5 protein-coding genes and 2 rRNA genes are annotated in these 12,874 nt (G+C 60.7%); 3 read left to right on the top strand and 4 right to left on the bottom strand.

Annotated elements, in window-relative coordinates:
- Window positions 1-72 precede the first annotated feature (72 nt).
- The 4 genes from ACIGJC_RS07285 to ACIGJC_RS07270 form a co-directional block, all read right to left on the bottom strand.
- Window positions 73-2,953: ribosomal RNA gene (locus ACIGJC_RS07285) — 23S ribosomal RNA — on the bottom strand.
- A gap of 339 nt (window positions 2,954-3,292) precedes the next feature.
- Window positions 3,293-4,824, bottom strand: a 16S ribosomal RNA gene (locus tag ACIGJC_RS07280).
- The 16S and 23S rRNA genes sit together here, the layout of an rRNA operon.
- A gap of 528 nt (window positions 4,825-5,352) precedes the next feature.
- On the bottom strand, window positions 5,353-6,054 hold the full coding sequence (locus ACIGJC_RS07275) for a hypothetical protein (protein WP_483711330.1): 702 nt from the start codon (window positions 6,052-6,054) through the stop codon (window positions 5,353-5,355).
- Between the two features lie 217 nt (window positions 6,055-6,271).
- Window positions 6,272-7,636, bottom strand: a complete 1,365-nt coding sequence (locus tag ACIGJC_RS07270) for a sensor domain-containing diguanylate cyclase (protein ID WP_483711329.1) — start codon at window positions 7,634-7,636, stop codon at window positions 6,272-6,274.
- A 511-nt stretch (window positions 7,637-8,147) separates the two neighbouring features.
- Here ACIGJC_RS07270 and rpoD point away from each other — a divergent pair.
- From rpoD to ACIGJC_RS07255, 3 genes are all read left to right on the top strand, one after another.
- The gene (gene rpoD, locus ACIGJC_RS07265) at window positions 8,148-10,112 is read left to right on the top strand and encodes an RNA polymerase sigma factor RpoD (protein WP_483711328.1); all 1,965 of its coding nucleotides are present in this window, start codon (window positions 8,148-8,150) and stop codon (window positions 10,110-10,112) included.
- 318 nt (window positions 10,113-10,430) lie between these two features.
- Entirely contained in the window at window positions 10,431-11,012 is a 582-nt protein-coding gene (locus tag ACIGJC_RS07260) for a DUF2760 domain-containing protein (protein WP_483711327.1), read from the top strand.
- The gene (locus ACIGJC_RS07255) at window positions 11,009-12,856 is read left to right on the top strand and encodes an Hsp70 family protein (RefSeq protein ID WP_483711326.1); all 1,848 of its coding nucleotides are present in this window, start codon (window positions 11,009-11,011) and stop codon (window positions 12,854-12,856) included. The genes ACIGJC_RS07260 and ACIGJC_RS07255 overlap by 4 nt, the downstream gene beginning before the upstream one ends.
- Window positions 12,857-12,874: the final 18 nt, after the last annotated feature.

Genomic DNA, 12,874 nt, shown 5'->3' with positions numbered 1-12,874 from the left:
TGTAGTCTTGGGTTGTGCTTGTCAACGCACGGCACAGGCGATTCTCTCACCAGGCTAAAACACACTGGTTATAGGATCAAGCCTTACGGGCAATTAGTACTGGTTAGCTTAACGCATTACTGCGCTTCCACACCCAGCCTATCAACGTCCTGGTCTCGAACGACCCTTCAAGGCGGTCAAGCCGCCAGGGAATCCTCATCTTCAGGCGAGTTTCCCGCTTAGATGCTTTCAGCGGTTATCTCTTCCGTACATAGCTACCCTGCGATGCCTCTGGCGAGACAACAGGTACACCAGCGGTACGTCCACTCCGGTCCTCTCGTACTAGGAGCAGCCCCCGTCAAGATTCCAACGCCCACGGCAGATAGGGACCAAACTGTCTCACGACGTTTTAAACCCAGCTCACGTACCTCTTTAAATGGCGAACAGCCATACCCTTGGGACCGGCTACAGCCCCAGGATGAGATGAGCCGACATCGAGGTGCCAAACACCGCCGTCGATATGAACTCTTGGGCGGTATCAGCCTGTTATCCCCAGAGTACCTTTTATCCGTTGAGCGATGGCCCTTCCATTCAGAACCACCGGATCACTATGTCCTGCTTTCGCACCTGCTCGACTTGTCGGTCTCGCAGTTAAGCACGCTTTTGCCATTGCACTTTAGGTACGATGTCCGACCGTACCAAGCGTACCTTCGAACTCCTCCGTTACACTTTGGGAGGAGACCGCCCCAGTCAAACTGCCTACCATGCACTGTCCCCGACCCGGATTCACGGGCCAAGGTTAGAACCTCAAACAAACCAGGGTGGTATTTCAAGGACGGCTCCACGTAGACTAGCGTCCACGCTTCAAAGCCTCCCACCTATCCTACACAGATCGGTTCAAAGTCCAATGCAAAGCTACAGTAAAGGTTCATGGGGTCTTTCCGTCTAGCCGCGGGGAGATTGCATCATCACAAACACTTCAACTTCGCTGAGTCTCGGGAGGAGACAGTGTGGCCATCGTTACGCCATTCGTGCAGGTCGGAACTTACCCGACAAGGAATTTCGCTACCTTAGGACCGTTATAGTTACGGCCGCCGTTTACCGGGACTTCAATCAAGAGCTTGCACCCCATCATTTAATCTTCCGGCACCGGGCAGGCGTCACACCCTATACGTCCACTTTCGTGTTTGCAGAGTGCTGTGTTTTTATTAAACAGTCGCAGCCACCATTTTATTGCAACCCCTTCACCCTTCTGGCGCAGGCCAGTCAAGCTACCAGGGCGTACCTTATCCCGAAGTTACGGTACCAATTTGCCGAGTTCCTTCTCCCGAGTTCTCTCAAGCGCCTTAGAATACTCATCTCGCCCACCTGTGTCGGTTTGCGGTACGGTCTCGTATGACTGAAGCTTAGAGGCTTTTCTTGGAACCACTTCCAATTGCTTCGCAGCACTAGGCCGCTCGCCCCATAGCCTTGAATTACGCGCCCGGATTTGCCTAAGCGCCTTCTCCACTACAGGGACCGGGACTTCCAACACCCGGACAACCTTCCGCGATCCGTCCCCCCATCGCATCATACGACGGTGCAGGAATATTAACCTGCTTCCCATCAGCTACGCATCTCTGCCTCGCCTTAGGGGCCGACTCACCCTACGCCGATGAACGTTGCGTAGGAAACCTTGGGCTTACGGCGAGGGGGCCTTTCACCCCCTTTATCGCTACTCATGTCAGCATTCGCACTTCCGATACCTCCAGCATCCTTTACAAGACACCTTCACAGGCTTACGGAACGCTCTCCTACCACGCACATTGCTGTGCGTCCGCAGCTTCGGTATATAGCTTAGCCCCGTTACATCTTCCGCGCAGGACGACTCGATCAGTGAGCTATTACGCTTTCTTTAAAGGGTGGCTGCTTCTAAGCCAACCTCCTGACTGTTTTAGCCTTCCCACTTCGTTTCCCACTTAGCTATATTTGGGGACCTTAGCTGGCGGTCTGGGTTGTTTCCCTCTTGACACCGGACGTTAGCACCCGATGTCTGTCTCCCGTGATTGCACTCTTCGGTATTCGGAGTTTGCTATGGCGGGGTAATCAGCAATAGACCCCCCAACCATGACAGTGCTCTACCCCCGAAGGTGAGACACGAGGCACTACCTAAATAGTTTTCGGAGAGAACCAGCTATTTCCAGATTTGTTTAGCCTTTCACCCCTATCCACAGCTCATCCCCTAACTTTTCAACGTTAGTGGGTTCGGTCCTCCAGTACGTGTTACCGCACCTTCAACCTGGCCATGGATAGATCATCTGGTTTCGGGTCTACACCCAGCGACTGAACGCCCTGTTCGGACTCGCTTTCGCTACGCCTGCCCTAATCGGTTAAGCTTGCCACTGAATGTAAGTCGCTGACCCATTATACAAAAGGTACGCCGTCACCCGTTTCCAGGCTCCGACTGTTTGTATGCATGCGGTTTCAGGATCTATTTCACTCCCCTCCCGGGGTTCTTTTCGCCTTTCCCTCACGGTACTGGTTCACTATCGGTCGATCACGAGTATTTAGCCTTGGAGGATGGTCCCCCCATCTTCAGACAGGATTTCACGTGTCCCGCCCTACTTGTCGTACACCTAGTTCCACAACGCTGTTTTCGCATACAGGGCTATCACCTGCTATGGCCGGGCTTTCCATCCCGTTCTGCTAACAACACTGCTAAAGAGTACAAGGCTCTTCCCATTTCGTTCGCCACTACTCTGGGAATCTCGGTTGATTTCTGTTCCTGCAGCTACTTAGATGTTTCAGTTCGCCGCGTTCGCTTCCCTGGCCTATGTATTCAGCCAGGGATGACCCATGCGGGCCGGGTTTCCCCATTCGGACATCTCCGGATCAAAGCTTGTTTGCCAGCTCCCCGAAGCTTTTCGCAGGCTACCGCGTCCTTCATCGCCTGTGATCGCCAAGGCATCCACCACATGCACTTGTTCGCTTGACCCTATAACGAGTGTGTCTCAGTGAGACAGTCGCTACAGGTGAGTTCTCGCATTTGTGCCGTATTCCAAGTCATCTTTCGATCACTTAAATACATTTTGGTTGATACAATCACAACCCGGTATCGCGTTGGTTACTGCAGCGTCTCATCAACGCTCGCGCGACACCTTTACTACATCCCATATTGTTAAAGAACAGCCGATTCGCAGGGCAGACCCGCGATCGCTTGGCAAATGCCAAATGCAAGCGCTTGGATTTAAGCGCTTGCATTTGGCTTCAGCCCAGGCTGAAACAACAAACAGACCGATAAGTGTGAACGCTCGACGTTGGATGCACGCTCTGGAAAGGAGGTGATCCAGCCGCACCTTCCGATACGGCTACCTTGTTACGACTTCACCCCAGTCATGAACCCTGCCGTGGTAATCGCCCTCCTTGCGGTTAGGCTAACTACTTCTGGCAAAACCCACTCCCATGGTGTGACGGGCGGTGTGTACAAGACCCGGGAACGTATTCACCGCGGCATGCTGATCCGCGATTACTAGCGATTCCAGCTTCACGTAGTCGAGTTGCAGACTACGATCCGGACTACGATGCGTTTTCTGGGATTAGCTCCCCCTCGCGGGTTGGCAACCCTCTGTACGCACCATTGTATGACGTGTGAAGCCCTACCCATAAGGGCCATGAGGACTTGACGTCATCCCCACCTTCCTCCGGTTTGTCACCGGCAGTCTCTCTAGAGTGCCCTTTCGTAGCAACTAGAGACAAGGGTTGCGCTCGTTGCGGGACTTAACCCAACATCTCACGACACGAGCTGACGACAGCCATGCAGCACCTGTGTCCACTTTCCCTTTCGGGCACCTAATGCATCTCTGCTTCGTTAGTGGCATGTCAAGGGTAGGTAAGGTTTTTCGCGTTGCATCGAATTAATCCACATCATCCACCGCTTGTGCGGGTCCCCGTCAATTCCTTTGAGTTTTAATCTTGCGACCGTACTCCCCAGGCGGTCAACTTCACGCGTTAGCTACGTTACTGAAGAAATGAATCCCCAACAACTAGTTGACATCGTTTAGGGCGTGGACTACCAGGGTATCTAATCCTGTTTGCTCCCCACGCTTTCGTGCATGAGCGTCAGTGACGTCCCAGGGGGCTGCCTTCGCCATCGGTATTCCTCCACATCTCTACGCATTTCACTGCTACACGTGGAATTCTACCCCCCTCTGACATACTCTAGCCTGACAGTCACAAGCGCCATTCCCAAGTTAAGCTCGGGGATTTCACGCCTGTCTTATCAAACCGCCTGCGCACGCTTTACGCCCAGTAATTCCGATTAACGCTCGCACCCTACGTATTACCGCGGCTGCTGGCACGTAGTTAGCCGGTGCTTATTCTTCCGGTACCGTCATCCCCCCGCCGTATTAGGGCAGAGGTTTTCTTTCCGGACAAAAGTGCTTTACAACCCGAAGGCCTTCTTCACACACGCGGCATTGCTGGATCAGGGTTGCCCCCATTGTCCAAAATTCCCCACTGCTGCCTCCCGTAGGAGTCTGGGCCGTGTCTCAGTCCCAGTGTGGCTGATCGTCCTCTCAGACCAGCTACTGATCGTCGCCTTGGTAGGCCTTTACCCCACCAACTAGCTAATCAGACATCGGCCGCTCCTATCGCGCGAGGCCTTGCGGTCCCCCGCTTTCACCCTCAGGTCGTATGCGGTATTAGCTAATCTTTCGACTAGTTATCCCCCACGACAGGGCACGTTCCGATGTATTACTCACCCGTTCGCCACTCGCCACCAGGCCGAAGCCCGTGCTGCCGTTCGACTTGCATGTGTAAGGCATGCCGCCAGCGTTCAATCTGAGCCAGGATCAAACTCTTCAGTTCAATCTCTGTGTGGACCCGAAGGTCCTCGCTCTTTCGAGCGGTCGCTCACTCTCAGAAAACTGACTGACCAGATCCGAAAATCCAGTCACATTTTGCTGTGCGAGCACTGATAACTTTTAAGCTAAAAGACCGAAGTCTTTCGCATCCGCTATCAAGCGCCCACACTTATCGGTTGTTTGATTGTTAAAGAACTGCGCAACCGGCTTTGCCGTTTTGCGTCGCTGCGTTTGCGTCAGCAGCGAAGGAACGAGACTTTAAAGAACTTTCTTCGGTTAATCAAGCTTTTCGAGAAATTTCTTTTTTCCGGCTATTTTGCTGCCGGGTTCGTTCCTGCAACCTGCCTTCGCCTCGACGCTTTGCAGCGGAGCCTCCAACAGAAGGGAGCGGATGATAATCGCTTGCCCCCTGACTGGCAAGCCCATTCGATGAGAACGGGAATAGGAGACTTTTTGAACACAAAAGCCCCTCTGATTTGTGATGCCTGGACTACGTCACAGCAATTGGGACGCCATCAGGTAGGCCCCCGCGCTATTGCGCCTGGTCCGAGGCTCCAGCCAGCTGCTCGACGACTGTCGTGACAATGTGCTGCACCTTGCCCTCCTCGGACACGTCCTGGCGCATCACCATGCGATTGGCCGGGCAATACCAGTCCGTGACCCGCATGCTCGTAGGCTTCGTCACGATCTGCTCGCCCGCAACCACCATGGGCCCAAGGGAAGTCGTGCGCACATACTCGATTGGCACGCATTCCGACTGACCCAGCGCGGTGCGCATGATTTCGCGCTTGCCCACTCGGCGCGATGTCACCGACACCGTCGCGTGCGGAGCGATGAGCTTGCCCGCCTCATCCCCGGAATCGCGCGAAAAGATGGTGAAGGACGCGCTGGCGTCGACGGTTTCACCAGGAAGCACGTCGCCTTCGCGCAGTGGCAGGCCCTGATACTGGTTATCAAGCAACCCCACCGCGTCAATGGTGGTCGTTCCGTAAAGACGCGCATAACGCGCCCATGCATTGACGGTTGCCTGCCCCGAGATACTGGCAGGCGATCCGTTGGCGGCGGGCCGCAGCAGCACGCGTTGCTGTTGCTCGGTCACCACCGGAGGCCCCATCAATGCAGCCAACGCTGTCTTGGAGTGAATCTCGATGTCGGCCTGGCAGCCCGCCTCCGTCGGCAATGGCGGCCGCAGTATGGTCTTGCGGGACAGCGGCATGGTGCCGTCCGCCTCCATCTGTATGCGTGCTCCGCGTGGAAACCAGATGGTACGGCAAACGTCCTCGTGGCCCTGCGCAGCGGGCTCCTCGGCCCCGGCGGACTGCGCAGTGGCTGCAAGAACGCCGGTAACCAGGCAGACCAGGCCGCGCCGGGACTGACGCTTCAGCAAGAAAATAGGCGCATTTCGCATGATCGGGATACCCGTTGTTTGCAAGCCTGAACGCGTCAGGACGTCAGGATTCGATCCGGTTGCGACCGCCCTTCTTGGCACGGTACAGCGCCAGGTCACTGCGCGACAACGGGGCTTCGGCATTGGCATCCGCCGCCGTCAGGAGCGTGACACCAATGCTGACCGTCAGGTCGATCCGCTGGTCCTGCTCGATCAGCGGGTACTCGGCAATACGCTGCTGGATCCGTCCCGCCACGCCAATCGCGCCGCGCAAATCGGCACCATCGAGCAGGATCCCGAATTCCTCGCCCCCGAGGCGCCCCGCCATGTCGTCGGGCCGCAAATGCGCGCGCAGGATGCTGCCGAAGTGACGCAGCGCGCGATCCCCGACCCCATGGCCCCAGCGGTCGTTGATCGACTTGAAATGGTCGAGATCGCACATCATGAGCGCCACGCCGGCGCCGCGGCCGATCTGCAGGCTGGCGAGCCGCGCCTCGATTTGCATCATGAAGTGCCGCCGGTTCGGTAGCCCGGTCAGGCTGTCGATGGTCGCAAGTTCCTGCAGCTCCGCTTCGATGCGCTTGCGCTCGGTCACGTCCGTGATGAAGCCATGCCACAGGGTGCTGCCATCAGGCAAGCGCTGCGGCCTGGCATCGCCCTGGCGCCAGCGCAGGCCCTGCATCGGCAACTGCACTCGATACTCCAGATGCCATGGCGAGAGTTGTGCGGCTGAAGCACCAAACGAGGCATGATAAGCAGCCAGATCGGCAGGATGAATCAACGCATCGATGCACGACGCATCCGCAGCCACCTGGGCCGGCGTCAGCTCGTATATATCCCTGATACCAGCGCTGGCGTAGGAGAAATACGACCGTCCCCCGGGCCTGGCGCGGTACTGGAACACCAGCCCCGGCACTTCGTTCGTCAGGTTCGTGACCAGGTTGACGGCCTCGCGCAGGCTCTCCGACATGGTGCGCAGCGAAGTGATGTCGGTGGTCGTGCCGACCATGCGCAGCGCGCGGCCCTCACTGTCGCGGTCCGCGACCTTGCCCCGGCTGCAGATCCACTTGTAGCTGCCATCGCGGCACCGGATCCGGTGTTCGACCTCATAGCTGTCGCTCTGACCATCGAAATGGGCCTGCATCGTCGCCTTGACGTACTCGAGGTCGTCGGGATGAAGACGCAGGTAGCTGTCCTCGATCCGGCTCGTCACCTCCCAGTCGGCATAGCCGAGCATGGATTTCCAGCCGCTTGAGTAGTGGATTTCGCCCGTTGCCACATTCCGGTCCCAGATGCCGGTGCCGCTGCCCGCAATGGCAAGCGCAAGCAGCCGTTCCCGCTTGCGCAGCGATTCGAGCTCTTCCGCGAAAGGTCCCGTGGTCCGGGAAACGGCCGTCGGTGCGTCTGCGGATGTCGGCGGTGCAAGCATACGGGCGGTCCGGGAGGCGATCTGAGGGCGAGTATACATGGGCCGATCCGCCACTTGCCAGTGTTGCGCGCTAGCCTTGCGTCACATGGCGATTCAATTGTTGTCTTACCCAGAATCCTGACCAGAGGTATACTGCTAGGTTGCCGCAGCGAGTCCCGGGGTATCGGGTGAGGCTGTATTCGGGGGCCGTCCGCGCTTCGGGGTCCTGATTGGCGCCGTATCGAATGCAGGGCTTTGCGCCCTTGTGGTTGGTGTGGCGGGCAAGATGGGGCGCAAACAGATCGTGAACGTCGGGAGTGCTCCCGGCCCATCCAGGCCTTTGCAAGCGCACCCGACATGCTGCAACGCAACAAACGCTGTAGAATATACGCCCCCTGCTCACGGACAACACGGCCTTTTTGGCTCATCGCCACGCCCAATGCCGATCCGATGCCTTGACAGCAGGCCAGAAAACGCACGCAATGCGTGCACGCTGTAATCAAAACGCGATTCACGAAGGAAACAGCAGTAGATGACGAGCGGTCCACAACGAACGGCTGCCAAAGGCCGCGATGCAGGTACAGTCAAAGCCCTTGGCGCCTCGGCGGAATCCATGTCGCCGGACGAAGTCAACGCGCGCAGCCAGCAGTTGCGTGCCCTGATCCAGCTGGGAAGGCAGCGTGGGTATCTGACCCACGCGGACATCAGCGACCATCTGCAAGAGAACTTCACCGACACGGCGGCGATGGAAAGCATCGTCACCACGTTCGCCGAAATGGGCGTGAAGATCTTCGAGCAGACGCCCGATGCCGAGACGCTTCTGCTCAGCGACAACGCGGTGGTGGCGTCCGACGACCAGGCCGACGAAGAGGCCGAGGTAGCGCTGTCGACCGTGGACTCGGAGTTTGGCCGGACTACCGATCCGGTGCGCATGTACATGCGCGAAATGAGCTCCGCCACGCTGCTGACGCGCAAGGAAGAGGTCGAGCTCGCCAAGCGGATCGAGGAAGGCCTGAACAATATGGTGCATGCCATCTCGGCCTGCCCATCCACGATCGCGACCATCCTCGAACTGTCGGGCCGCGTTGCCAGCGGTGAAATGGGCATCGACGACCTGGTCGATGGCCTGAGCGACGAAACCGGCGCCGATGTCACCGTGAGCGCCAGCGCTGACGACACCGACGACGACAGCACCGACGCCTCGGACGATAGCGATGGCGACGAGGACGACGACGACGCCGACGACGGCAACAGCGCGCAGCAAAACGCTGAAGCCGACCTCGCCAAGCTGCGCGACGAATGCCTGAAGCGCTTTGCCCGCGTTGCCGAGCAGTTCGAGCGCATGCAGCAGGAAAGCGCGACCAACGGCACGGACTCGAAAGGCTTCGTGATCGCCCGCGATACCGTGCGTGAAGAACTGCGCACGATCCGCTTCACCGCGAAAACCATCGAACGCCTGTGCGCCGACGTCCAGAGCATGGTTGACGATGTCCGCGTGGTCGAGCGCCAGGTGGTCCAGCTGCTGGTCGATCGTTGCGGCATGGATCGCGAGGATGTCATCGCGCGCTTCCCGGGCAACGAGACCAACCTGAACTGGGGCCGCGACCTGGCCGCCGCATCGCGCCCGTACAGTGCTGCCGTGGCGCGCGCGCTGCCCGACCTGGAAGCCCATCAGCAAAAGCTGATCGACATCCAGGCCCGCGCGATCCTGCCGCTGGCCGAGCTGAAGGCGGTGAACCGCAAGATGCTGGCCGCCGAGCGCCAGATGCGCCAGGCCAAGCATGAGATGACGCAGGCCAACCTGCGCCTGGTGATCTCGATCGCCAAGAAGTACACGAACCGCGGCCTGCAGTTCCTGGACCTGATCCAGGAAGGCAATATCGGCCTGATGAAGGCCGTGGACAAGTTCGAGTACCGCCGCGGCTGGAAATTCTCCACGTACGCGACGTGGTGGGTGCGCCAGGCCGTGACGCGCGCGATTGCCGACCAGGCCCGCACGATCCGCGTCCCGGTCCACATGATCGAGCAGATCAACAAGCTCAACCGCCTGTCGCGCGAGCTCATGCAGCAGACCGGCAAGGAACCCGATCCGGCCGTGCTCGCCGAGCGCATGGACATGCCGGAGGAGAAGATCCGCGCGATCATGAAGATCGCCCGCGAACCGGTCTCGATGGAAACGCCGGTGGGTGAAGACGGTGACACGAGCCTGGGCGACATGATTGCCGACTCGGACACCGCAACGCCGGCCGACGCCGCGTTGCAGGCCAGCCTGCGCGAAGTCGTGCGTGAAATGCTCGACGAACTGACGCCGCGCGAGGCCAAGGTCCTGCGCATGCGCTTCGGCATCGACATGGCGACCGACTACACGCTGGAAGAAGTCGGCAAGCAGTTCGATGTGACGCGCGAGCGGATCCGCCAGATCGAAAGCAAGGCCATGCGCAAGCTGCGTCACCCGAGCCGCGCCGATCAGCTGATCACCTATCTGCGCGACGCGTGATCGGCACCCGGGCGGCCAGCTTGCGGACACCAGCTTGTGCCCGCCCGGAAGAAAAATGACTGCCGGCAGCCCTTGGGCTGCCGGTTTTCACATGTTCCGTCCCTTTGCGCAACGTCACGCGCTTGCTGGCGGGTGGCGGGTACGTGGCCAAACGACCGGCTGACATATTGGTTGGTGCAAAATTCCAGCTGGAATACTTGAGATTCGCCACGCGGTTCGCGCCGTGACGTTCCGATGCACCGATCCGCGTGTCCCATCCGCTGCCCGCCGTGGCCGTAGGACAGCTCGTCCTTCAACAGAGCACACAGGAGTTTTTCCATGACTGACTCGAACATCCCATTCTTCGGCAGGATTTCGCTTGCCGTAAGCACCTTCTTTGCGATCCTTGGCGACGGCAAGCTCGCCGCGGATGTGCGGCGCCTGCGTACCGGCGGATTCCCCGCCGCTGCCCCGGCCCCCGTGGCGGCGCCTGTACCGGCTCCCGCTCCCGCACCGGCACCGGCCTCGGCTTTGAAAGAAGCGAGCCCCGTGGCCGCGCTGCAGCTGCTGGGCCTGCTCCAGCGCGATGCGCGATTCATCGACTTCGTCGAGGAAGACATCGCCGGCTATACCGACACCGAGATCGGCGCCGCCGCGCGGCTGGTGCACGACGGCTGCCGTGGCGTCCTGCGCGAGCATTTCACGATCCGTCCGGTGCGCGACGAAGCCGAGGGCAGCCGCGTCACGCTGGCTGACGGCTTCGACGCGACCGCCGTCCGCCTGACGGGCAACGTGGTCGGCAGCGCGCCGTTCCACGGCAGCCTCAGCCATCGCGGCTGGAAGGCCGAAGCAGTGCGCTTGCCGCGCCTGGCCGAGCGCCATGACGCCACCGTCATCGCCCCTGCCGAGGTGGAACTATGAGCGACGCACGCTATGCCATCGGCATCGACCTGGGCACCACGCACAGCGCCCTCTCTTACGTCGACCTGAACGTCAGCGACGGCGAGAAAACGACTCAGCATGTCCTGCCGGTCCCGCAGCTCACCGGCCCCGGCGCCACGGAAGCACGGGATCTCCTGCCTTCGTTTCTCTACCTGCCGCACGCAAGCGAACTGGCGCCGGGCGACCTGGCGCTGCCGTGGAACGCCACGCGAGAGTTCGCCGTGGGCGAACTGGCCCGCAGCCGTGGTGCGGGCACGCCGATCCGCCTGGTATCGAGCGCGAAAAGCTGGCTTTGCCACCCCGGCGTGGACCGCCGCGCCGCCATCCTGCCCAACGATGCGCCGCCCGAGGTGCCGCGTATCTCGCCGCTGGACGCTTCGGTGCGCTACCTGACGCACCTGCGCGAGGCGTGGGACCACGCGCATCCCGACGCGCCGTTCGCCGAACAGGACGTCACGGTGACGATTCCCGCCTCGTTCGATCCAGCCGCGCGCGAACTGACCGCGGAGGCCGCCGCCGCGGCGGGTTATGCACGCATGACCCTGCTCGAAGAACCGCAGGCCGCGCTCTATAGCTGGATCGAGAAAAGCGCCGGCCAGTGGCGCAAGCAGGTGAACGTTGGCGACATCATCCTCGTGGTGGACGTCGGCGGCGGCACCACCGACCTGTCGCTGATCGCGGTGATCGAGCGCGATGGCAACCTCGAACTGCATCGCGTCGCCGTCGGCGAGCATATCCTGCTCGGTGGCGACAACATGGACCTGGCGCTGGCCCACGTGGTGGCGCGCAAGCTCGCGGCGCAAGGTACGCAAGCCGATCCCTGGCAGCTGCGCGCACTGACTTATGCCTGCCGCGCCGCCAAGGAGACGCTGCTCACCGACCCGGCCACCGACACGGTGCCGCTGGTCGTGCCGAGCCGTGGCTCCAAGCTGATCGGCGGCTCGATCCGCACGGACCTGACCCGCACCGAGCTGACCCAGATCATCCTGGAAGGCTTCTTCCCGCAAGTGGACGCGTCGGCCCGGCCGGTGAGCCGCCCGCGCGTCGGCCTGACGCAGCTCGGCCTGCCCTATGCGCAGGATGCTGCGGTGACGCGGCACCTTGCTGCGTTCCTCGGGCGCCAGGTCGGGGCGCTCGCGGAACTGGAAGGGATGCAGGCCACGCAGCCGGCGGACGCAACCTTCCTGCATCCGACCGCGGTCCTGTTCAACGGCGGCGTGTTCAAGTCCGGTCTGCTGGCCGACCGCATCCTGCAGACGCTGAACGGTTGGCTCGCTTCGGAAGGCGCAGCGCCGGCACGCCTGCTCGGCGGCGCCGAGCTGGACCTGGCCGTGGCCCGCGGTGCCGCTTACTACGGCTATGTGCGGCGCGGCAAGGGCGTGCGCATCCGCGGCGGCACGGCGCGCTCGTACTACATCGCCGTGGAATCGTCGATGCCCGCGGTGCCGGGCTTCGAGCCGCCGATCCAGGCGCTGTGCGTGGCGCCGTTCGGCATGGAGGAAGGCACCGACGCCGAACTGCCGCCGCAAGAATTCGGCCTGGTGGTGGGCGAGCCCGTTCACTTCCGCTTTTTCGGCTCGTCGGTGCGCCGCCAGGACCAGGTCGGCGCCCTGCTGGACTTCTGGAATGCCGAGGAACTGCAGGAACTGGAAGAGATCCAGGCCACCCTGCCGGCCGATGGCCGCACGCCCGGCGACGTGGTACCGGTCAGGCTGCACGCGCGCGTGACCGAAGCCGGCACGCTGGAACTGGAAGCCGTGCCGAGTGGCGGCACCGAGCGCTGGAAGGTCGAATTCGACGTGCGCGGCGGCGCGGATGCCTGAACCGTGGCCACAAACCAG

It is taken from the genome of Cupriavidus sp. C3SS-1 (assembly GCF_057073755.1).
Note: the sequence above shows the minus strand (reverse complement) of the source record. Positions and strands in the feature narration are given on the sequence as shown.